Below are 23,071 nucleotides of genomic sequence, written 5' to 3'. Positions count from 1 at the left end.
GCGCGGCCGCTTGGAAGAATGTCAGCGTGTCGCAAGGTCTTGGGATCGCCATCGCGGTCCTGGGCGCCATCGCCGCCCTGGTCGTCATCGTCGCGTTGGTCCTGGGTCTGCGCCGTTACCGCCGCCGCCGCATCAGCCTGACGACGACGGCCGAACCGGGCGCGATAGACCGCTCGGGCGGCTACACCGCGTCGTCGGGCATCACCTTCAGCCAATCCGCTCCGACGCTCGACACCGGCGGGCTGCCCGCCGTCGGTGACGACGCCACGGTTCCCCGCGACGCGCCGCGGCGCACGATCTCCGACGTCCACCTCCCGGAGGTGGCGCCCGAACCCGCGGCGCCCGAACCCGAGCCGGTGGCAGCAGAGGCCCCGGAGGCGCCGGCCGCCGCTGAGATCGAGGCCATCGCGCCGCCGGAAGGCCGACTGGAACGACTGCGCGGCCGGCTGGCCCGCTCGCAGAATGCCTTGGGCCGCAGCGTGCTCGGATTGATCGGCGGCGGCGACCTCGACGAGGACTCCTGGCAGGAGGTCGAGGACACGCTGTTGGTCGCCGACCTGGGCCCGGTGGTCGCCGATGCGGTGGTCTCGCAGCTGCGGAGCCGTCTGGCCAGCGGCAACGTGCGCACCGAGGCCGACGCGAAGGCCGTGCTGCGCGACGTCCTGATCACCGAACTGCAACCCGCGATGGACCGGTCGATCCGCGCCCTACCGCACGCCGACCACCCCTCGGTGCTGCTGATCGTCGGCGTCAACGGCACCGGAAAAACCACCACCGTCGGCAAGCTGGCTCGCGTGCTGGTGGCCGACGGGCGCCGCGTCGTGCTGGGCGCCGCCGACACGTTCCGGGCCGCGGCCGCCGATCAGCTGCAGACCTGGGCGGCCCGCGTGGGCGCCGAGGTGGTGCGCGGCCCCGAAGGCGCCGATCCGGCGTCGGTGGCCTTCGATGCGGTCGACAAGGGGATCGCCGCGGGCGCCGACGTCGTGGTCATCGATACCGCCGGCCGGTTGCACACCAAGGTCGGCCTGATGGACGAACTCGACAAGGTCAAGCGGGTGGTCACCCGGCGCGCAGCGGTCGACGAGGTACTGCTGGTGCTCGACGCCACCATCGGGCAGAACGGGCTGGCGCAGGCGCGGGTCTTCGCCGAGGTCGTGGAAATCACCGGCGCGGTACTGACCAAGCTGGACGGAACGGCCAAGGGCGGCATCGTTTTCCGTGTTCAGCAAGAGCTCGGCGTGCCGGTGAAGCTGGTCGGACTCGGCGAGGGACCCGACGACCTGGCGCCGTTCGAACCCGCCGCATTCGTGGACGCGCTGCTCGGCTGAGACCGCTTACACGGCACGCGGGACGTTAATACCGCCGAAACATGGCGGCCCCATTGCCGAAACAACAATTGCGCACAGTTCTCGCAGGCCACAGGCACCTGCCTGTCGGCCTACTCATGTCGACCGGAGGTGAAAGCGAGTGAGTTTCCCGCAATTGGGCCAACCAGATACCGGGGATACCGCCTGGATGTTGGCGAGTTCCGCGCTGGTGCTGTTGATGACGCCTGGTCTTGCCTTCTTCTACGGCGGCATGGTCCGCACCAGAAGCGTGCTCAACATGATCATGATGAGCATCAGCTCCATGGGTGTGGTGACGGTTCTGTGGGTGCTGTACGGCTACTCGATGTCGTTCGGTAACGACAAGGGTGGCGTCGTAGGCAGCCCGACCGACTACTGGGGTCTGGCGAAGCTGATCGGCGGAAATGCCGTGAAGGCCGACGCCACCAAGGGCGTCGCGCAGGTCGACATCCCGCTCGCCGGCACCATGCCGGCCACCGTCTTCGTGGCCTTCCAGCTGATGTTCGCGATCATCACCGTCGCGCTGATCTCGGGCGCGGTGGCGGACCGGCTGAAGTTCACCGCGTGGTTGGTGTTCGCCGGGCTGTGGGCGACGCTGGTCTACTTCCCGGTCGCGCACTGGGTCTTCGCGGCCGACGGCTTCGCCTCCGAGCACGGCGGCTGGATCAACAACAAGTTGCACGCGATCGACTTCGCCGGTGGTACCGCGGTCCATATCAACTCCGGTGTGGCCGGCCTGATGCTGGCGATCGTCCTGGGCAAGCGCAAGGGCTGGCCGACCACTTTGTTCCGGCCGCACAACCTGCCGTTCGTGATGCTCGGCGCCGGGTTGCTGTGGTTCGGCTGGTTCGGGTTCAACGCCGGGTCGGCGACCAGCTCGAACGGCGCCGCCGGATCGACGTTCATGACCACCACGGTCGCCACGGCCACCGCCATGCTCGGCTGGCTGCTGACCGAGCGCATCCGCGACGGGAAGCCCACGACGCTGGGCGCGGCGTCGGGCATCGTCGCCGGGCTGGTTGCCATCACCCCGTCGTGCTCGTCGGTCAACATCCTGGGCGCGATCGTGGTCGGCGCGGTGGCCGGCGTGGTCTGCGCGCTGGCGGTCGGGCTGAAGTTCCGGTTGGGCTTCGACGACTCGCTCGACGTGGTCGGGGTGCACCTCGTCGGCGGTTTGGCGGGCACACTGCTGGTCGGCCTGCTCGCCGCGCCGGAGAGCCCGGCGATCAACGGCGTGGCCGGGGTATCGAAGGGGCTGTTCTACGGCGGCGGCTGGGCGCAGCTGGAACGGCAGGCGGTCGGCGCGTTCTCCGTCCTGTTCTACTCCGGCATCGTTACGCTCATCCTGGCCCTGATCCTGAAGTACACCATGGGGTTGCGCCTCAACCCCGAGGCGGAATCCTCGGGTATCGACGAGGCCGAGCACGCGGAGAGCGGCTACGATTTTGGAGTGATCGGCGGCCAGGGGTCTGGGCTTACGACACGAACTGCGCTGGACGACCGTAACGGTGCGGAGGAGCGGGTGGACGAGAAAGTGGAGGCAGAGCACGCATGAAGCTGATCACCGCGATCGTAAAGCCGTTCACCCTCGATGACGTCAAGACCACCCTCGAGGAGGCGGGCGTCCTGGGGATGACGGTCAGCGAAGTTCAGGGCTACGGACGGCAGAAGGGCCACACGGAGGTCTACCGGGGCGCGGAATACTCGGTCGACTTCGTGCCGAAGGTGCGGATCGAGGTCGTTGTCGACGACTCGATCGTCGACAAGGTCGTGGACAGCATCGTTCGCTCGGCGCGCACCGGCAAGATCGGTGACGGCAAGGTCTGGGTGAGTCCCGTGGAAACCATAGTGCGGGTCCGCACGGGTGAACGCGGAACCGATGCGCTGTGACGCCAGCCGCACATTGCTGATCCGACCCGGACGGGCCGGGAGGGTATGAATCCGGACCCACCCGATCCGTCCGGGAACGTAGCAGAAAACGCCTGCGAGGCCGGCGATTTGGCCGAGGCGCGGCGCAAGCTGCTCTCCGATGGTGTTGGACTGCATGCGGCCGAGCTGCGGCACGCATGGCTGGATCTGCACGAGTCCTGGCTGACCGACAAGGCCGCCGAGATCGGGATCACCGACACCAGTGGCTTCGCGATCGTCGGGATCGGCGGCATCGGCCGCCACGAGCTGCTGCCGTATTCCGATCTGGATCTAATGCTGTTGCACGACAACAAGTCTGCCGACGTGCTGCAGCGGGTCGCCGACAAGCTGTGGTATCCGTTGTGGGACGCCAACGTGCGGCTCGACCACAGCGTGCGTACGGTCTCCGGGGCGCTCGGCGTCGCCAATGCCGACATGATCGCGGCCCTTGGCATGTTGGATGCCCGCCACATCGCCGGCGATCCCGAGCTGTCCGACGAATTGATCTCGGGCGCAAGAAAGCAGTGGCGCAGCGCAATTCGTTCCCGGATGGACGAGCTCGTCGACATAACGCAGGCCCGCTGGCAGCGTTGCGGCCGGATATCGCAACGTGCCGAGCCGGACCTGAAATCGGGCCGCGGCGGCCTGCGCGACGTGCAACTGCTCGACGCGCTGGGGGTCGCCCAGCTGATCGACCGCCACGGTATGGGCCGCCCGGAAACACCGGGGGGTTCACTGGACGACGCCTACCTGACGCTGCTCGATGTGCGCACCGAGCTGCACCGGGTGTCGGGCCGCGGACGCGATCAGCTGCTGGCCCAGTTCGCGGACGAGATCAGCGCCGCCTTACACATCGGGGACCGGTTCGACCTGTCGCGCAAGCTTTCCAGCGCCGGTCGCACCATCGGCTACCACGCCGAAACCGGCATGCGTACCGCGGAAAACGCGCTGCCGCGCCGCGGTGTGTCGGCTTTGGTGCGGCGCCCGAAACGGCGACCACTCGACGAGGGCGTCGTCGAGTACGCCGGCGAAATCGTGCTCGCCCGCGATGCGCAACCCGAAACCGACCCCGGCCTGGTGCTCCGGGTGGCGGCCGCATCGGCCGACACCGGATTGCCCATCGGCGCCGCCACATTGAACCGCCTGGCGACCGGGGCGCCCGAGCTGCCCACGCCCTGGCCGCGCGAGGCGCTGGACGACCTGCTGGTTGTGCTTTCCGCCGGGCCCACGACGGTGGCGACGATCGAAGCGCTCGACCGCACCGGGATATGGGAGCGATTGTTGCCGGAATGGGCGGCGATTCGCGACCTTCCGCCCCGCGACGTCGCGCACAAGTGGACGGTCGATCGTCACGTCGTCGAGACCGCCGTTCACGCGGCGCCGCTGTCCACCCGCGTGGCACGCCCCGATCTGCTCGCGCTCGGCGCGCTGCTGCACGACATCGGCAAGGGCCGGGGCGTCGATCACAGTGTGCTCGGCGCCGAGATGACACGGGAGATCGGCACCAGGCTCGGGCTCGCGCCGCCCGACGTCGAATTGCTCTCGAAGCTGGCCCGCCACCACCTGCTGCTGCCGATCGTGGCCACCCGCAGCGACCTGAACGACCCCGCCACGATCGAAGGCGTATCCGAGGCGCTCGGCGGGGATCCGCAACTGCTCGACGTGCTGCACGCGCTGACGGAGGCGGACTCCAAGGCCACCGGCCCCGGGGTGTGGAGCGAATGGAAGGCCCTGCTGGTCGATGATCTGGTGAGTCGCTGCCGGATGGTGATGGCGGGTGAGCCCCTTCCGCGGGCCGAACCGACTGCGCCACATTATCTTTCGCTGGCCGCCGACCGCGGGGTACACGTGGAAATCACCCCCGCCGACGGCTCGCGCGCCTATCACGTCGTTATGGTCGCCGCGGACCAGCGGGGACTGGTGTCCAAGGCGGCCGCCGTGCTGGCGCTGAATTCGCTGGGTGTCCATTCGGCGACGGTGAACAGCCACGAAGGCGTCGCGGTCACCGAATTCGTAGTGTCGCCGCACTTCGGCTCCCCGCCCGCGGCGGAATTGCTGCGCCAGCAGTTCGTGGGCGCCCTCGCCGGCGATATCGATGTCCTGGCGATGGTGGAGAAACGTCACGCCGAGGCCACGGCGTCGGCGCGGGCGGGTGAGGTACAGGCGGGAGCGCCCCTGACGCGTTCCACCGCCCCACCGCACATCCTGTGGCTCGACACCGCCGCCGACGGGCAGCTGGCCGTCGAGGTGCGCGCGATGGATCGGCCCGGCCTGCTGGCCCTGCTGACCCGGGCGCTGGAAAGGGCTGGGGCGGATATCGTTTGGGCGAAGGTCAATACGTTCGGGTCGACGGCGGCCGACGTGTTCTCGGTGGTGCTGCCGCCCGGGCCCGAGCCGGGCGGTGACGACACCGCGCGTGCCGAGGTGCAAAAACATCTGCTTGCCGTCCTGGGTGCCGCCGACGAGGTCGCGGTCATCTAGGCCGCAATCACGAGTGCTCCGAATTCAGTTGCCGCACAGCGGCGATGCGCGCCTTGAGCTGCTCGCGAGTTGCGGCGGCGATCGGCGGCCCCCCGCAGCGGCGCCGCAGTTCGTTGTGGATCCACCCGTGCGGTTTCCCGGTGCGGTGATGCGCTATCGACACCAAAGTGTTGAGTTCGCTGCGCAGTTCGCGCAGTTGCCCGTGCACGGTCACCGAGGCCATCGGCGCGCCTTGATTGGCGGCCGCCCGCCGCTGCAGCTGCTCGTCCTGGCGGCGGTGCAGCAGGGCGCGCATCTGCTCGGCGTCGAGTAAGCCGGGGATGCCGAGATAATCGGCTTCCTCGTCGCTTCCGGCGGGGGTGGCGGTGCCGAACGAGGAGCCGTCGAAGATGACCTGGTCGAGTTCCGCGTCGGCGCCCAACGACGTGAAACCCTGGTCGGTTTCCGTCTTTTCGGTTTGTGCCCGCACCGCGGGATCCCCGTCGAGCGGGTCGCCGTTGTCGCGGTGTGGCTGGCCGAGCACGTGGTTGCGCTGCGCCTCCAACTCGCTCGCCAGCTGGAGCAGGTTGGGCACCGACGGCACGAAGATGCTCGCGGATTCCCCAGGCCGCCGAGACCGCACGAACCGGCCGACGGCCTGCGCGAAGAACAGCGGTGTCGAGGCGCTCGTCGCGTAGATCCCGACCGAAAGCCGGGGCACGTCAACGCCTTCGGAGACCATGCGCACCGCGACGAGCCAGCGGCCGGTGCCTTCGGCGAATTGCGTGATGCGGGCCGAGGATCCCGGATCGTCGGACAACACCACCGTCGGCGCCTCGGAGGTCAGCTTCTTCAGCAGGGCGGCGTACGCGCGCGCCGCGGCCTGATCGGAGGCGATGATCATGCCGCCGGCGTCGGGCACGTGGGTGCGCAGCCCGCGCAGCCGCTGGTCGGCGGCGGCGATCACCGCGGGCATCCACTCGCCGGCGGGGTCCAGCGCCGTGCGCCACGCCCGGGCGGTCTGCTCGGCGGACAGCGGCTCGCCGAGGCGTGCCGCGTGCTCCTCGCCGGCGCTGTCGCGCCAGCGCGCCTGCCCGGAGTAGGCGAGGAACACCACCGGCCGGACCACACCGTCGGCGAGCGCTTCGGCGTAGCCGTAGGTGTGGTCGGCCTGCGACCGCAGCGTCCCGTCGGCGCCCGGCTCGTACGTGACGAACGGGATGGGGCTGTCGTCGCTGCGAAAAGGTGTGCCCGTCAAGGCAAGTCGGCGGGTGGCGTCGCCGAAGGCTTCGCGAATGGCATCACCCCAGGTCTTGGCATCACCGCCGTGATGGATCTCGTCGAAGATGACCAGCGTTTTGCGTTGCTCGGTGCGCACCCGGTGCAGCGTTGGATGCGCGGCGACCTGGGCGTAGGTGACCATCACGCCGTGATACTCCGGCGAGGTCCGCGGGTTGGTGTTGGAGAATCGCGGGTCCAGGGCGAGACCGTGGCGCCCCGCGGCCTGCGCCCACTGGACCTTCAGGTGCTCGGTGGGGACCACGACGGTGATCTGCTCGACGGCGCGATGGGCGAGCAATTCGGCGGCCACCCGCAGCGCGAACGTCGTCTTGCCGGAACCGGGGGTGGCCACGGCGAGAAAGTCGCGCGGCTGGGCGGCCAGATACTTCACCAACGCCCGGCGCTGCCAGCCCCGCAACGCCTGGGCGCCGACCGGCTGCACCGACAAACTTCCCCCCGTAGCTGGTCACGCCCTGACAAGTCTTGCGCCCGGCCCGCGACGCGGCGGCGGGTGTGAAATGTAGCATGCCAACGCTTTTCGGTGCTGATGCGACGCGAGCTAGACGGCGTGGCCCGCCAGGTCACGGGTTCGCAGCCACTCGTCGATTCGTGCGGCGACGTCGGGCCAGCCCGGTTCGAGCATCATGTTGTGTCCCATGTCGAAGAACTCCGGCTCGGTCCGGTAGGCGCGCGCCGTCGCACGCACCGCGCGCACGCTGACGAAGCCGTCGTGCAGGCCGCCGAGGACCAGGATCGGGGTGGTCACCCGCGCGGTATCCACCCGGCGCAACATCGGATCGGTCATCGCCGCGCGGATGCTCTCGGGCCCGGCGCGTTTCCAGCAGGATTCGACGACGGCGTCGGGCGTGTCGGCGCAGAAGAGGTATTCGCGGGCGAGCGCCTGGGTGCGCAGGAACTTGACCAACGTGGGGTCGTGGAACGAGTGCACGGTCATCCACGGCCGGCGACGCCAGACGCGCAGGGCCGCCCCGAGCACACCCTGCGGCGGCAGGGAGCCCACCAGCACGGCGGCCGGTGCGTTTCGGTCCTCGAGATAGCGCTGGATCGTGTAGCCGCCCAGGGAATGGCCGATCAGCACCGGCGCGCCACCCAGGTCGTCGGCGACAGAACGGACGTCGTCGATGTAGTCGGCGATGGAAACGTGCTGCAGCGGCTTGGCCGTGGGGCTGGTGCCGTGCCCGCGCAGGCTCATCGCGACCGCGCGATAGCCGGCGTCGGCGAAGAAGTCCAGGAAGCCGTCGTCCCAGCACCAGGCGCCGTGCCAGCCGCCGTGGACGAAAAGCAGCGGCACCGGATGCGCGTCGGTACAGCTTCCCTTGTCGATCGTCTCGAGCATGAATCCGCAGTCTAGAACCCATCCGAACGTGCGGCTGGCCGCACGCTCGGCGTCGAATGTGCGGCTGGCCGCACACTCGAGCCAACCTTCCCAGCCGCTAGGCTGACGGGGTGTTTGAATCGCTGTCCGACCGATTGACCGGCGCCCTTGCCGGGCTGCGCGGCAAGGGCCGACTGACCGACGCCGACATCGAGGCCACCACCCGCGAAATCCGGCTCGCGCTGCTGGAAGCGGACGTTTCGCTGCCCGTGGTGCGGGCCTTCGTCGGCCGGATCAAGGACCGCGCCCGGGGCGCCGAGGTGTCCGGCGCGCTCAACCCCGCGCAGCAGGTCGTCAAGATCGTCAACGAGGAACTCATCGGCATCCTGGGCGGCGAAACCCGCCAGCTGGCGTTCGCGAAGGCGCCGCCGACCGTGGTGATGCTCGCCGGCCTGCAGGGTTCCGGTAAGACGTCGCTGGCCGGGAAGTTGGCCGCCTGGCTGCGCGGGCAGGGGCACACGCCGCTGCTGGTGGCCTGCGACCTGCAGCGGCCCGCCGCGGTGAACCAGCTGCAGGTCGTCGGCGAGCGCGCCGGCGTACCGGTGTTCGCGCCGCATCCCGGCGAGTCCCCGGAGTCCGGACCCGGCGACCCGGTCGCCGTCGCGGCCGCGGGTCTTGAGGAGGCCCGGGCCAAACACTTCGACGTGGTCATCGTCGACACCGCCGGCCGGCTGGGCATCGACGACGAGCTGATGGCCCAGGCGGCGGCCATCCGGGACACCATCGACCCCGACGAGGTGCTGTTCGTCCTCGACGCGATGATCGGCCAGGACGCCGTCACCACCGCGGAGGCGTTCCGCGAGGGCGTCGGCTTCACCGGCGTGGTGTTGACCAAGCTCGACGGCGACGCCCGCGGTGGCGCCGCGCTGTCGGTCCGCGAGGTCACCGGTGTCCCAATCCTTTTCGCCTCCACCGGTGAGAAGCTCGAGGACTTCGACGTCTTCCACCCCGATCGCATGGCCAGCCGCATCCTGGGCATGGGCGACGTGCTCAGCCTGATCGAACAGGCCGAACAGGTCTTCGACGCCGAGCAGGCCGAGGCCGCCGCGGTCAAGATCGGCGCCGGCGAGCTGACGCTCGAGGATTTCCTGGAGCAGATGCTCGCCATCCGCAAGATGGGCCCGATCGGCAACCTGCTGGGCATGCTGCCCGGCGCCGGGCAGATGAAGGAGGCGCTGGCGGAAGTCGACGACCGCCAGCTCGACCGGTTGCAGGCCATCATCCGCGGGATGACGCCACAAGAGCGCGCCGACCCCAAGATCATCAACGCCTCGCGGCGGCTGCGCATCGCCAACGGCTCGGGCGTGACGGTGTCCGAGGTCAACCAGCTGGTCGACCGCTTCTTCGAGGCCCGCAAGATGATGTCGTCCATGCTCGGCGGGATGGGAATCCCCGGTATCGGCCGCAAGTCCGCGACGCGAAAGAGCAAGGGCGCCAAGGGCAAGAAGGGCAAGAAGGGCGGACGGGGGCCGACCCCGCCCAAGGTCCGCAACCCGCTGGCCGCCGGCATGCCGGGCATGGCGGGGATGCCCCCGGGGTTCCCCGACCTGTCGCAGATGCCCGAGGGCCTCGACGAGCTGCCGCCCGCGCTGGCCGATTTCGACCTGTCCAAGCTGAAGTTCCCGGGCAAGAAACCGTGACGAGCGCGAGCGCGGCGGAGCCGGGCGACGCGGGTCGTCACCATCGGAAGTAGCCGCGCCGTGCGGATGCACGTGCGAGGCCTGGGGCTGCCCGACGAGACCGAGATCCAGCTGTGGATCGTCGACGGCCGCATCAGCGCCGAGCCGGTCGCCGGGGCCGACACCGTTTTCGACGGCGGCTGGATCGTGCCCGGGCTGGTGGATGCGCACTGCCACGTCGGCCTCGGTCACCACGGCGAGATCCCGATCGAGGAGGCGATCGCCCAGGCCGAGACCGAACGCGACGTCGGCGCGCTGCTGCTGCGTGACTGCGGCGCACCGACCGACACCCGCAGCCTCGACGACCACGACGACCTGCCCCGCATCATCCGCGCCGGAAAGCACCTGGCCCGGCCCAAGCGCTACCAGGCCGGCTTCTCCGTCGAACTCGAAGACGAATCCCAGCTGCCGGCGGCGGTGGCCGAGGAGGCGAAGCGCGGCGACGGCTGGGTCAAGCTGGTCGGCGACTGGATCGACCGCGGCGTCGGCGACCTTGCCCCGCTGTGGTCCGACGACGTGCTGGCGGCCGCGATCGACACCGCGCACGCCCACGGCGCCCGGGTCACCGCACACGTCTTCAGCGACGAGGCCATGCCCGGCCTGATCAAGGCCGGCATCGACTGCATCGAACACGGCACCGGGCTCACCGACGACACCATCGCCCTCATGCTCGAGCATGGGACGGCACTAGTGCCCACGCTGATCAACATCACCGAGAACTTTCCGGGTATCGCCGACAACGCCAAGCGCTACCCGACCTACGCCGCCCACATGCGCGACCTGCACGCCCGCTGCCGTGAGCGGGTCGCGGCCGCCCTGGACGCGGGTGTCCCGATGTATGCCGGTAGCGATGCCGGCAGCATGATCGCGCACGGCCGGATCGCCGACGAGGTCGAAGCCCTCAAGGGGATTGGGATGAGCCCGACGCAGGCGTTGGGCGCGGCCTGCTGGGACGCGCGTCGCTGGCTGGGCCGGCCCGGTCTGGATCACGGGTCCTCGGCCGACCTGTTGTGCTACACCGACGACCCACGCACGGGGCCCGGCGTGCTGAACCGGCCCGACCTAGTGATCCTGCGTGGCGCCGTGTTCCGGGGTTGACCTGCGCGTATACACGGTGATGCAGAAATCCGAATAAAAGATTGCGAGTGCTTGCTATCTATGTTACGGTCGTCGCAACCCCAACGAACCGGAGGAAGACAGTGACCTACGACGTGATCATTCGCGATGGATTGTGGTTCGACGGCACCGGCGGTGCCCCGCAAACCCGCACGCTCGGAATTCGCGACGGCGTGGTGGCCACGGTCGCGGACGGGCCGCTGGACGAGACCGGTTGCCCCGAGGTGATCGACGCGGCGGGCAAGTGGGTGATGCCCGGCTTCATCGACGTGCACACCCACTACGACGCCGAGGTGTTGCTGGACCCCGGGCTGCGGGAGTCGGTGCGCCACGGTGTGACCACCGTGCTGCTGGGAATGTGCTCGCTGTCGACGGTCTATGCCGACTCCGAGGATGCCGCCGACCTGTTTAGCCGGGTCGAGGCCGTGCCCCGTGAGTACGTCCACGGCGCGCTGGAGAGCAACCGGACCTGGACCACCGCCGCCGAATACATCGCGGCCGTCGACTCGTTGCCGCTCGGGCCGAATGTCAGCTCGCTGCTTGGTCATTCGGACCTGCGCAGCACGGTGCTGGGGCTCGACCGGGCGACCGACGCCACCGTCAAGCCCACCGACGCCGAACTGGAGAAGATGGCGACTTTGCTCGACGAGGCGCTCGAGGCCGGGATGCTAGGCATGTCCGGCATGGACGCGGCGATCGACAAGCTCGACGGCGAACGCTTCCGGTCGCGGGCGCTGCCGTCCACCTTCGCGACGTGGCGGGAACGGCGCAGGCTGATCAAGGTGCTGCGCAAGCGCGGGCGGATCCTGCAGAGCGCGCCCGACGTCGAGAACCCCGCGTCCGCGCTGATGTTCTTCCTGACCAGCAGCCGAATGTTCGGACGCCGCAAGGGAGTTCGGATGAGCCTGTTGGTGTCCGCCGACGCCAAGTCGAACCCGCTCGCCGTCTACGTATTCGGGCCGGCGACTCGCCTGGCGAACAAGCTGCTGGGCTCGAGCGTGCGGTTCCAGCACCTCCCGGTGCCGTTCGAGTTGTACTCCGACGGGATCGACCTGCCGGTCTTCGAGGAGTTCGGCGCCGGAACGGCCGCCCTGCATCTGCGCGACCAGTTGGAGCGCAACGAGCTGCTGGCCGACCGGGACTACCGCCGCAAGTTCCGGAAAGAGTTCGACCGCATCAAACTCGGACCGTCGCTGTGGCACCGCGACTTCCACGACGCGGTCATCGTCGAGTGCCCCGATAAGTCGTTGATCGGCAAGAGCTTTGGCGCGATCGCGGACGAGCGCGGGCTGCACCCGCTGGACGCGTTCCTCGATGTGCTGGTCGAAAACGGCGAACGCAACGTGCGATGGACAACCATCGTGGCCAACCACCGGCCCAAGCTGCTCAACGCGCTCGCCAAGGAGGAAAGCGTGCACATGGGCTTCTCGGACGCCGGTGCGCACCTGCGCAACATGGCCTTCTACAACTTCCCGATCAAGCTGCTCAAGCGAACTCGCGACGCCCACCGGGCGGGCGCGCCGTTCATGTCCACCCAACACGCGGTGCACCGGCTGACCGGTGAGCTGGCCGAGTGGTTCGGCCTCGACGCCGGCACGCTGCGGGAGGGCGACCGCGCGGACTTCGTGGTGATCGACCCGGCCGGCCTGAACGACTCGGTCGAGGGCTACTACGAGGAGGAGGTTCCCTTCTACGGCGGCCTGCGGCGCATGGTCAATCGCAACGACGAGGCCGTCGTCGCGACTGGTGTCAACGGCGCCGTCGTCTTCGAGAAGGGCCAATTCCGCGACGGCTACGGCCAGACCGCGAAGTCGGGCCGGTACCTGCGGGCCGGTGCGCGGCAGCGGCGCGAGCAGCGCGCGGCCGCGCTGGTGTGAGCGACTGAGATGGCCAGGACGCAGCAGCAACGCCGCGAGGAGACCATCGGACGGCTCCTCGAGGCATGCATCGCCAGCATCATCGAGGTCGGCTATGCCCGCGCCTCGGCGGCCGTGATCACCAAGCGCGCCGGGGTCTCCGTGGGCGCCCTGTTCCGGCACTTCGAGACGATGGGCGATTTCATGGCGGCCACGGCATCGGAGGTGCTGCGCCGACAGGTGGAGTCATTCACCAAGCAGGTCGCCGAGATCCCGGCCGACCGGCCGGCGCTGGAAGCCGCGCTGACGATCCTGCGCGACATCACCAGCGGCCCGACCAACGCGGTGCTGTACGAGCTGATGGTCGCCGCGCGCACCGACGAGAAGCTCAACGCGCATCTGGCCGAGGTGATGGCCCAGTACTCGGCGAAGATTCTCGACGCCGCGCGCACCCTGCCCGGGGCGGAAACCATCCCGGAGGACACCTTTCCGGTTCTGGTGGCATTGCTGACCAACGTCTTCGACGGGGCGGCAATCGTGCGAGGGGTGCTGCCAGAACCGGATCTGGAGGAGCGCCGGATCGCGCTGCTGACCGCGCTGATAACCGGGTTGTTGCCGAACGAGACTGTGTGACAAGCGGTTACAGCGCGCCGATACCGGTCTCCGGGTTGAGCGCGAAACCCCAGTCGAACAGGCTTGCCGCCTGATCCCAATACGTGGGCCCGCCCTGCTTCACCATCCCGTACATCATGGCGATCACCAAGCGGCGACCACCGCGGGCCGCGGCGCCGACGAAGGTCTTGCGGGCCGCGTTGGTGAACCCGGTCTTGCCGCCGATGGCGCCGGGATAGCGCTGCAGCAGTTCGTCCTGGTTGGTGATCGGCTCATCGCCATGATCTCCGGGGAACATCGCCGACGGCTCGGCGGTGATGTGCGCGAACACCGGATTGGCCATGGCGGCCCGGAAGATGACGGCCAGGTCGTGGGCCGTCGAGGCCCCGGAGCCGCCGGGCCCGTCCAGCCCCGACGGGGTCGCCGCGTGGGTGTTGGTCGCCCCGAGCGAGGCCGCTTTGGCGTTCATCTTGCCGACGGCAACGTCCGCACCGCCGAGCTGGTGCGCCAGCGTGTTGGCGGCGTCGTTCCCGGAAACCAGGAGCAGCCCGTCGAGCAGTTGGCGCGCGGTATAGCTGTGGCCGGGTTTGACGCCGACGCAGTTGCACTCGACCTGGGTATCCGCGACGTCGGCCACGACGGTGGAATCCAGGCTCAGCTCGTCCAGGGCCACCAACGCCAACAGCACCTTGATGGTGCTCGCGGGCGGGTGGGCGACGTTCTGGTCGCGGCCGGCCAGCACCTGACCGCTGTCGAGGTCGGCCACGATCCAGGTTTGGGCCGGGCCGTCGGGAATCGGCACCGAGCCGGCCGGCTGCATGCTGTCGGCCCCCGCGGTGGCCGGGCTGATAGTGGCACCGAAGGTGCTGACCGTGAGCGCAGCGGCGGCTGCGGCAATCAGTTTCCGCATGGGCGCAAAGTTTAACGTCCGGCGGCTCGGACTCAATGAACCGGCGGCTGGTCCGGATCGTGATAAATACGGTGGCGGCCATTGTGACCGACACTGTCATCGGATTCTTGTAAGGGGATTGCCGATGATTAAGCGCGGACAGCGAGCCGTTGTCTGCGGCGCGAGCATGGCCGGGCTGCTGGCCGCCCGAGTGCTGTCGGACTTTTACGAAACGGTCACGCTTGTCGAGCGCGACCGGCTGCCCGACGGCGCCGAACAGCGGCGCGGCGTGCCCCAGGGACGACATTTTCATGCCCTGCTGAGCACGGGCTCGAAAACCTTGGGCGAGCTATTCCCTGACTTGCTCGACGAACTCGTCGCCGGGGGCGCCAATGTCCTCGACAATGAGCCATCGCGTGCGTATATCCGGTTGGGCCGGCACGAGCTCGATCTCTCGGGCAAATTCGTTGACCCGGAAGCGCTGGTCTTGTATCAACCGAGCCGGCCATTTTTGGAGTCCCACGTCCGGCGACGCGTGCGCGCGCTGGCGAAGGTGACGTTCCTGGAGGGCCATGATGTCGTCGAGCCGATCGCCGACCAGTCCGACGGGGTGACCGGTGTTCGGGTGGTCAACCGCGACACGGGTGCGGAAACCGTGCTGGATGCGGACATGGTGGTCGATGCGACGGGCCGCGCGGCGCGCATGCCGGCGTTCCTCGACAAGCTCGGCTACGAGCGGCCGGTCGAGCAGCGCTACCCGGTGCAGCTGAGCTACGCCAGTCAATTTCTGCGCATTCCCGAAGGCATGCTCGACGAGAACAGTTGCGTCTCGGTCGGCACACGCCCGACCGCCCGGTCGGCGTGGTGGTGGTGGCCTACGAGCACGGCACCTGGATTCTGACCCTGTTCGGCATCGACGGCTACGAACTGCCCGACGACCTGCCCGGCGTCATCGACTGCGCCGCGGAATTCGCGCCGGCTTTTCTGATCGATGCGCTGCGGGCGGCCGAGCCGCTCGGTGCGTTGTCCGCGCAGCGGTACCCGGCGAGCACCTGGCGGCGCTATGACAAGCTGCGCCGATTCCCCGGGGGGCTGCTGGTGATCGGCGACGCGATCTGCAGCTTCAACCCGGTGTACATGCAGGGCATGACCATGGCCGCGCTGCAGGCCGTGGCGCTTCGAGACTGTCTGGCCGATCGCGACGGCGACCTGAGCCGGCGATTCTTCAAGGCGGCCGCCAAGCAGATCGCCCCCGTGTGGCGGGGAAACCGGCTCACCGATTTCACCGTGTCGCAGGCAGGTGGTTGGCGTCGGCCGCTCAAGGGCGTGATCAATTGGCAAATGGACAAGGCGCAGGCCGCCGCCGCGAACGATCCGGTGATCGCCGAAGCGACCCTCCGCGTGATGCATTTTGTCGACCCACCAGCCAGGCTCTTGCAGCCCGCGCTCCTGATGCGGCTCGTCGCAGCCAACCGTCGGCCCAGAAAGCCTCACGCGCACTCCGACTGCGAGGCGCAACCCGACCCCGAGGTGCGCGGGGCGTGACGGTTCGTCGATGGCTGAGCCATTTCTGACGGCACCGCTGTAGCAGAGGCGAATCGGCGGCGCGACGCTGCTGTACACATGTTCATTTACAACGGGATTCGCCGCGTTCTGAAAAGCCGAGTCGTCAACGGGCTTTCGTGCCAACGATCAAGCGATCTGTGCCAGACGTCGCCGCGCGCAGCATCCGCCTGGCTACGCGCGCAGCAGCTGCACGGCGATACATGTCGGCGGCGCGGACATTCGATTGAACCGATAGGCGCGGGCGCTCGTGTCTACACGTGGTTGGGGATTAAGTGTCATCGCAGGCGTGCGGGGGGCCGGGCCGCCGCACCACTAGATCCAGCACGGGGTCGTCGAATGGTGTATCAGGCGTCGGGGATTTGAGGCCTTCGGGGAGATGGCCCGGAAACTTTACGCGAGTTTCAAGGTCAGCAGCCGTTATCTGGTACGGCTGCTCGAGGACTACGCGTCGCTGATCGACGTCGGACAGGCGAACGACGACCCTTATTGCACGAAAGCCAGTAAGGCGCTTGCGATTCCGCGGGCACGCCGGCCCTAAATAGGGGGTTCGCCGTCATCATGCTCAACTACGGCACGCAACCAGACTTCGTCGGGCCGCTAACCGCCGCGCAGCGGTCCATATGGGCTGCCCAACAACTCCATCCCGAAGTCCCATACAACTTTGCCGCTTTTATGGCGATCGATCACGATGTCGACGCCGAAAGGCTCACGGTCGCATGCGAATCGGCGGCAACACGATTCGGCACGCCATGCGCGCGGCTATCCCTCGATGACGGCGAGCCGGTCTTCATAGTCGACCGCTCCCTTACGAGGACGGGGATCACACGCTGCATCGATCTGCGCGCGGAGAGTGACCCGATAGCCGCCGCTTGCAGCTGGATGAACGATGACTACCGCCACCCAATTGATCTGGCGCATGATCGACTCACCAATTTCGCACTGCTGCGGATCACCGACAACCTGTCATACTTCTACCTGCGCACCCACCACGTTCTCTGTGACGGATACGGCGCCAACAATTTCGCCCGGCACATCGCGGAGGTGTACTCGGGATCAGCGCCCGACATCGGCGAAGTCGACTTCTCTGAGTTCGCATTGCTGCGCGACGCGGACCGGGAATATGAGCAGTCCTCACGCAGTCGTGCCGATGCCGAGTATTGGAAGAGCGTCGCGCGCGGACCTCTGGACATTATCGACTTGAGGGGGACGCGGAGGTCGGTGCCACCACGCCACCCCCTGGTGCACGAACTGGTGTGCGGTCAGCGATTCTCGGCGTCCCCGCATGACCAGTTCGATGTCACGAGGTTCGTCGCCGCCATGGCGGTGTTTATTGCGAAGACCACAGGGCGCCAAAATGTCTCGTTGTCACTGCCGGTTTCCGCGCGCACGACCGCGGCGCTGAAAACATGCGCCGGCATGGTGTCGAACATGGTGCCACTGCTGATCGGCGTCGATGACCGCGACACCTTTGGCGCACTGACCGATCGAGTCGCCAAGGCTTTGGTCGGTGCGTTGCGCCACCAACAATTTCGGCACTGGCCGGACCTGGTCGCCGGTACAAACCGTGTCGACATGAACGTCGAGTTCGGCGCGGCGATCAACGTGCTCGACTTCGTTGCCCCGCTTCGTTTCGGGCCGTCGGAAACGACGTACAACGTATTGAGCATCTATCCCATTCAGGACATTGCCGTCAACATCTATCCGCGACTGGGCGACGGCACCCCACGAATTCAGTTGATGTGGAATCCCGACCGCTACACGCCCGACGAAATCGGTAGGCACACAAGGCGTCTGGAAATGCTCCTGGACCGCCTCTTGGTGGCGGATGCGTCGCTGGTCGTGGCAGAGGTGTCGGTCCTGGATCGCGGTGAGCGCGAGCTGATGTTGTCGGGATGGTCCGGTGCCGGGGTGGACGCGCCGATTGGGGTGGCGCCGCAGTTGTTGGCGGCGACGGTCGTCGCCGATCCCGATGCGGCGGCCGTGATCGACGGCACCCGGGAGCTGTCGTATCGCGAGCTTGACGAGTGGTCGACGCGGTTGGCGCGGGTGCTGATCGAGGCCGGGGTGGGTCCCGAGCGTGCTGTGGGGGTTGCGATGGACCGCGGTGCGGAATTGGTCGCGGCGTGGTGGGCCGTGGTCAAGTCCGGCGGTGTGTACGTGCCGGTCGGCCTTGGCCACCCGGCTGATCGCATCGCCGCCGTGTTGGACGCGGTGGACGCCGTGTGTTTGTTGACCTGTGGCGTCGACACGGTGCCCGGGGGCGGGACGCGACCGGTGCTGCGCGTCGACCGTCGCGACATGTCGGATCGCGCCGCCGATCCGATTACCGACGCCGACCGCCTCGCGCCGCTGGGGGTGGATAACACCGCCTACGTCATGTTCACCTCGGGGTCCACCGGCGCACCCAAGGGGGTGGTGGTCAGCCACGCCGGTCTGCTGGGGCTAGCCGCGGCGCAACGCGCGATATATGGATTGAGTGCGGGCGCCCGGGTGCTGATGGTGGCCGCACCGACCTTCGATGCGTCGATCTTCGATTGGTTGTGGGCGGTCGGATCCGGGGCGGCATTGGTTGTCGCGCCTAGGCACGTGTACGCCGGGGAGGCGTTAACCGAGTTGATGCAGCACCAGCGGGTCAGCGCGGCGGCATTGACCCCGACGGCGCTGTCGTCCCTGGATCGGACCCGGCTCGACGGGCTGGACACGCTAATCACGATGGGAGAGGCCTGCCCCACGGAAGTGGTGGCCGCCTGGGCGTCGGGCCGGCGGATGTTCAACGGCTACGGTCCCACCGAATCCACCATCTGCTCCACCTCCACCGCGCCGCTGTCCGCGGGGCAGCCGGTCAGCATCGGCGCTCCGATTCCGGGGGTATGCGCGCTGGTTCTCGATGCGCGGTTGAACCCGGCGCCGATCGGGGTGGTGGGCGAGCTGTATCTGGGTGGGCCCGCTCTGGCGCACGGCTACGTGGGCCGCGCGGAGTTGACCTCGGAACGGTTCGTGGCCAATCCCCACGGAGGTGGTGGCGAACGGATGTATCGCACGGGCGACCTGGTGCGGTGGACCCCCGCCGGCACTCTCGATTACCTCGGTCGGCCCGATACCCAGATCAAACTGCGCGGACAGCGCATCGAACTTGGCGAAATCGAAAACACCCTGCTGGCCTGCCCGCAGGTCACCCAGGCCGCCGTCAGCGTGCACCAAAACTCCGCCGGCGCACACCTGATCGCCTATGTCGTCCTCGACCACACCGCGATCGCGGATCACGTCGTCGAAAGCGTCGAACAGTGGCAACACGTGAACGACCAGCTCTACGGCGCCGAGGTCGGGGACTTCGGCAAGGATTTCCGGGGCTGGAACAGCAGCTACACAGACGACCCGATCCCGCTCGAGGAAATGGTCGAGTGGCGTTCGGCCGCGGTGGATCGGATCATGGCACTGGAGCCCAGACGCGTGTTGGAGATCGGCGCGGGCTCCGGGCTGATCTTGTCGCAGATCGCCCCTCAGTGTGAGCACTATGTCGCCACCGACATTTCGCCGGTCGCCATCGACAACCTGGCCCGCGTGCTGGAGCAATTGCAGATTCCATGGCGTGACCGGGTGGAGCTACTGACCCAGCCCGCGCACGTCACCGAGGGTTTGCCGCGGGGCCATTTCGACACCATCATTCTCAACTCGGTCGTCCAGTATTTCCCCAACGCGGACTATCTGGCCGAGATCATCGATAATGCCGTGGATCTGCTAGCCCCCGGCGGGAGCTTGTTCATCGGCGATGTACGCAACCACACGCTGCAAGGCGCATTGCAAACGGGAGTTGCGCTCGCCCGCACCACCGCCACCGACACCGCTGAGATCCGGGCACGCGTCTATCGCGCCATGGTCAGTGAGCCCGAATTGCTATTGGCCCCAGAGTTTTTCACCAGCTGGGCCGCCGACAATCCACGCGTGGCCGGGCTAGACATCGAAGTCAAACGCGGATTGGCCGATAACGAACTCAACCGCTACCGCTACGACGTCATCGTCCACAAAGCTCCCATCCCGGTGCGCTCACTGGCCACCGCACCCACCTGGACGTGGGCCCAATGCGAAGGCCTGAACGGGTTGCAGGACCGATTGATATCCCAACATCCGGCCACTGTTCGCATTACCGACATCCCGCGCGCCGGACTGATCACCGACGTCCGTTTCGAAGCCGCCCTGGCCGCCGGACGGTCTCCGGCCGACGCGCTGGCCGATGGCACCGCCGGGGCCGCCGACGCCGTTGTGCCCGAAGCGTTGTACCGCCTCGGCGAGACCAGCGGATACAACGTGGCGGTGACCTGGGGTGCCCAACCCGGCACTGTGGAGGCGGTTTTCATCATCCCCATCGACCCGCAGCCCCCAGCACTCACCGACCTGTATCTGTCGACGGCTCACCGGCGCGGCACCAATGCCAATGACCCGCAAACCAACATAAAAATCAGCGCGGTGCGTGAGCGGTTGAACGCGCGGCTGCCCGATTACATGATGCCGGCCCAGATCATGGCACTCGACGAGTTCCCGTTGACCTCCTCGGGCAAGATCGACCGCAGGGCCCTGCCGGCACCGATATTTGCCGGCGCATCTTTCCGGGCGCCGCAGTCCGAGAACGAAAGAATCGTCGCCCAGGTATTCAGCGAAGTGTTGGGCCTGGACCGGGTCGGGCTGGACGATGATTTCTTCGCCCTCGGTGGCGATTCGTTGATCGCAACCCGGGTGACCGCGCGCCTTCAGTTGGCGTTGGGCAGGGAAGTGCCGGTGCGGTACCTGTTTGAGGCTTCCACCGTCGGCCAGCTCGCCGACTATCTGCACCGTTATCGTGGCGGGCCTGGCGTCCCGCCGCTGCGGGTGATGCCGCGCCCGGCCCGGGTTCCGTTGTCGTTTGCCCAGCAGCGGTTGTGGTTTCTCAACCAGTTCGAGGGCCAGGTTGCGACCTATAACATGCCGACCGCGTTTCGGATCGACGGGGCGCTGGATGTCGACGCGTTGGGTGCGGCCCTGGATGACGTCATCGCCCGCCACGAATCGCTGCGCACCATATTTCGCGCAATCGACGGAGTGCCGTTTCAAGAGGTGTTGCCGGCCCAGGCTGGCATGTGGCGGCGTGGCGGCCCGGCGGTGGTGTCGTTGCCCGAGCGCGATGTGCGCGGCGAGTTGATGGCCCTGGCGGGGTATCGATTCGATTTGTCGGCCGAGATCCCCATTCGCGCGCAGATCTATTCGGTGGGGCGCGAGCAGTATGTCGTGGGGATTGTGTTGCACCACATAGCTTTTGACGGATGGTCACCCGCGCCGATGGTCAGGGATGTGGGCCAGGCGTATCGGGCGAGGCGGATGGGTCGGGTGCCGGGGTGGGCGCCGTTGGGGGTGCAGTATGCCGATTATGCGTTGTGGCAGCGGGGGTGGTTGGGGTCGGAGTCTGATCCTGGTAGTGCGGTTGCGGGCCAGTTGGCTTATTGGGAGCGGGTTTTGGCGGGGATGCCGGAGCGTTTGGAGTTGCCTGTTGATCGGCCTTATCCGGTGGTGGCTGAGCAGCGTGGGGCCAGTGTGGGTGTGGAGTGGTCGGCGGGGTTGCAGCGCCAGGTTGCTCGGGTGGCTGGTGAGCATAATGCGACGAGTTTCATGGTGGTGCAGGCCGGGTTGGCGGTGTTGTTGTCGAAGATCGGCGCCAGTTCTGATGTGGCCGTGGGCTTCGCGGTGGCCGGTCGGGGTGATCCGGCGCTCGATGAGTTGGTGGGGTTTTTCGTCAACACCTTGGTGTTGCGTACCGATGTGGGTGGGGATCCCACTTTTGCGGAGTTGTTGGCGCAGGTTCGGGCGCGCAGTTTGGAGGCGTTTGAACATCAGCATGTGCCTTTTGAGGTGGTGGTGGAGCGGCTCAACCCGGCTCGGTCGTTGCGCCATCATCCGCTGATTCAGGTGATGTTGGCCTGGCAGAACTTCGCCGGTCATGAGGATCCGGCGGCGGGTTTGGTGCTAGACGGTGTTGAGGTCAGCCCGATTCCGTTGGATACCCATAGCGCGCGTATGGATCTGGCGTTTTCGTTGGGGGAGCGTTTCACCGAGGCTGGTGAGCCCGCCGGGATCGGTGGGGCGGTGGAATTTCGCACCGACGTATTCGACCCGGAAAGCATCCAGGCGCTGATCAACCGCTTCGAGCGGGTGTTGATGGCGATGACCGCCGATGCGGGGCGGCGCGTGTCGTCGCTGGATGTGCTTGATGCGGCTGAGCATGCCCGGCTGCAGGAGATCGGGCATGCGACGGCGGTGACCCAGTCGGTGAGCGCGACGGTGTCGGTTCCGGTGTTGTTCGCCGCGCAGGTGTCCCGGACTCCGGATGCGGTGGCGCTCAGTTGTGGTGAGCAGTCCTGGACTTATCGCCAACTCGATGAGGCGGCTAATCGGTTGGCGCATTTGTTGGCCGGCGCCGGTGTGGGTGCTGGGTGTGTGGTGGGAGTGTTGCTGGAGCGCTCGGCTCGCGCGATCGCCGCGATCACCGCTGTGTTGAAAACCGGGGCGGCGTATCTGCCCATCGACGTGGGCCATCCCCGGGAGCGCCTCGAGTTCATGCTCACCGATGCCGCACCGGTGGCGGTGTTGAGCACCGCGGATCTGGCTGGGCGCCTCGACGGGTTGGGCGTGGCGGTCATCGACATCACCGATCCCGCCCTCGATGCCTATCCCAGCACCGCGTTAGCGGCGGGCCCGGGTGCTGAGGATATCGCTCATCTGATTTACACCTCGGGCACCACTGGGGCGCCCAAGGGGGTGGCCGTCACTCACCGCAACATCACCCAGCTGTTGGGGTGCTTGGATGCTGATCTGCTGGCCGAGTCGAAACAGGTGTGGGCGCAGTGTCATTCGCTTGCTTTCGACATCTCGGTGTGGGAGATCTGGGGCCCGTTGCTTCATGGTGGGCGGCTGGTAGTGATCCCGGACTCACTGAC

The 23,071-nt window shown here is 67.6% G+C and carries 15 protein-coding genes; 12 read left to right on the top strand and 3 right to left on the bottom strand.

Features of this window, described 5'->3' with window-relative positions:
• Positions 1-26: 26 nt before the first annotated feature.
• The 4 genes from ftsY to A5747_RS15790 all read left to right on the top strand — a co-directional run bounded on the left by ftsY (position 27) and on the right by A5747_RS15790 (position 5,735).
• Positions 27-1,328, top strand: a complete 1,302-nt coding sequence (gene ftsY, locus A5747_RS15805) for a signal recognition particle-docking protein FtsY (protein ID WP_076125823.1) — start codon at positions 27-29, stop codon at positions 1,326-1,328.
• Between the two features lie 187 nt (positions 1,329-1,515).
• On the top strand, positions 1,516-2,901 hold the full coding sequence (locus tag A5747_RS15800) for an ammonium transporter (RefSeq protein WP_076125821.1): 1,386 nt from the start codon (positions 1,516-1,518) through the stop codon (positions 2,899-2,901).
• Positions 2,898-3,236, top strand: a complete 339-nt coding sequence (gene glnB, locus A5747_RS15795; RefSeq protein WP_076063176.1) for a nitrogen regulatory protein P-II — start codon at positions 2,898-2,900, stop codon at positions 3,234-3,236. Before A5747_RS15800 ends, glnB begins: the two co-directional genes overlap by 4 nt.
• Positions 3,237-3,281: 45 nt before the next feature.
• Positions 3,282-5,735, top strand: a complete 2,454-nt coding sequence (locus A5747_RS15790; RefSeq protein ID WP_076125819.1) for a [protein-PII] uridylyltransferase — start codon at positions 3,282-3,284, stop codon at positions 5,733-5,735.
• Positions 5,736-5,742: 7 nt separating this feature from the next.
• On the opposite strand, the gene A5747_RS15785 is transcribed toward A5747_RS15790, so the two are convergent.
• Complete coding sequence (locus A5747_RS15785) at positions 5,743-7,443, bottom strand: DEAD/DEAH box helicase (protein WP_142245611.1); 1,701 nt, start codon at positions 7,441-7,443, stop codon at positions 5,743-5,745.
• 111 nt (positions 7,444-7,554) lie between these two features.
• Entirely contained in the window at positions 7,555-8,352 is a 798-nt protein-coding gene (locus tag A5747_RS15780; protein WP_076125814.1) for an alpha/beta hydrolase, read from the bottom strand.
• 110 nt (positions 8,353-8,462) lie between these two features.
• Between A5747_RS15780 and ffh the strand changes: the two genes are divergently transcribed.
• The 4 genes from ffh to A5747_RS15760 all read left to right on the top strand — a co-directional run bounded on the left by ffh (position 8,463) and on the right by A5747_RS15760 (position 13,675).
• Entirely contained in the window at positions 8,463-10,031 is a 1,569-nt protein-coding gene (gene ffh, locus A5747_RS15775; RefSeq protein WP_076125812.1) for a signal recognition particle protein, read from the top strand.
• Positions 10,032-10,097: 66 nt separating this feature from the next.
• Positions 10,098-11,168, top strand: coding sequence for an amidohydrolase family protein (locus A5747_RS15770; protein ID WP_142245614.1), 1,071 nt, complete (start codon positions 10,098-10,100; stop codon positions 11,166-11,168).
• A 56-nt stretch (positions 11,169-11,224) separates the two neighbouring features.
• A complete protein-coding gene (locus tag A5747_RS15765; RefSeq protein WP_142245613.1) occupies positions 11,225-13,063 on the top strand; it encodes an amidohydrolase family protein in 1,839 nt (612 codons plus the stop codon).
• Positions 13,064-13,072: 9 nt separating this feature from the next.
• A complete protein-coding gene (locus tag A5747_RS15760; protein ID WP_076063164.1) occupies positions 13,073-13,675 on the top strand; it encodes a TetR/AcrR family transcriptional regulator in 603 nt (200 codons plus the stop codon).
• A gap of 7 nt (positions 13,676-13,682) precedes the next feature.
• Here the strand turns inward: A5747_RS15760 and A5747_RS15755 are convergent, their stop codons facing one another.
• Positions 13,683-14,564 carry a D-alanyl-D-alanine carboxypeptidase family protein gene (locus A5747_RS15755; RefSeq protein ID WP_076125807.1) on the bottom strand — a complete coding sequence of 294 codons (882 nt, stop codon included), beginning with the start codon at positions 14,562-14,564 and terminating at the stop codon, positions 13,683-13,685.
• Here A5747_RS15755 and A5747_RS24895 point away from each other — a divergent pair.
• The 4 genes from A5747_RS24895 to A5747_RS15745 all read left to right on the top strand — a co-directional run.
• On the top strand, positions 14,527-15,444 hold the full coding sequence (locus A5747_RS24895) for an NAD(P)/FAD-dependent oxidoreductase (RefSeq protein ID WP_158070278.1): 918 nt from the start codon (positions 14,527-14,529) through the stop codon (positions 15,442-15,444). The two genes, A5747_RS15755 and A5747_RS24895, sit on opposite strands and share 38 nt — an antisense overlap.
• Positions 15,414-16,088 (top strand): NAD(P)/FAD-dependent oxidoreductase, encoded by a 675-nt coding sequence (locus A5747_RS24890; protein WP_158070277.1) that lies wholly within the window; start codon positions 15,414-15,416, stop codon positions 16,086-16,088. Before A5747_RS24895 ends, A5747_RS24890 begins: the two co-directional genes overlap by 31 nt.
• Before the next feature lie 397 nt (positions 16,089-16,485).
• Positions 16,486-16,647, top strand: coding sequence for a hypothetical protein (locus A5747_RS25110; RefSeq protein WP_158070276.1), 162 nt, complete (start codon positions 16,486-16,488; stop codon positions 16,645-16,647).
• A gap of 20 nt (positions 16,648-16,667) precedes the next feature.
• Positions 16,668-23,071 (top strand): non-ribosomal peptide synthetase (locus tag A5747_RS15745; RefSeq protein WP_142245608.1); only part of this gene is annotated, 6,404 nt, incomplete at its 3' end.

Source organism: Mycobacterium sp. IS-836, assembly GCF_001954275.1.
Taxonomy (GTDB): Bacteria; Actinomycetota; Actinomycetes; order Mycobacteriales; family Mycobacteriaceae; genus Mycobacterium.
This window is presented reverse-complemented; position numbering and strand designations above follow the sequence as displayed.

Bases quoted from the DNA above. Each gene is read 5' to 3' on its own strand.
- A5747_RS25110 (WP_158070276.1), top strand. From the start codon at position 16,486: ATGGCCCGGAAACTTTACGCGAGTTTCAAGGTCAGCAGCCGTTATCTG.
- A5747_RS15770 (WP_142245614.1), top strand. From the start codon at position 10,098: ATGCACGTGCGAGGCCTGGGGCTGCCCGACGAGACCGAGATCCAGCTG.
- glnB (WP_076063176.1), top strand. From the start codon at position 2,898: ATGAAGCTGATCACCGCGATCGTAAAGCCGTTCACCCTCGATGACGTC.
- A5747_RS15760 (WP_076063164.1), top strand. From the start codon at position 13,073: ATGGCCAGGACGCAGCAGCAACGCCGCGAGGAGACCATCGGACGGCTC.
- A5747_RS15755 (WP_076125807.1), bottom strand. From the start codon at position 14,564: ATGCGGAAACTGATTGCCGCAGCCGCCGCTGCGCTCACGGTCAGCACC.
- A5747_RS15800 (WP_076125821.1), top strand. From the start codon at position 1,516: ATGTTGGCGAGTTCCGCGCTGGTGCTGTTGATGACGCCTGGTCTTGCC.
- A5747_RS15780 (WP_076125814.1), bottom strand. From the start codon at position 8,352: ATGCTCGAGACGATCGACAAGGGAAGCTGTACCGACGCGCATCCGGTG.
- A5747_RS15790 (WP_076125819.1), top strand. From the start codon at position 3,282: ATGAATCCGGACCCACCCGATCCGTCCGGGAACGTAGCAGAAAACGCC.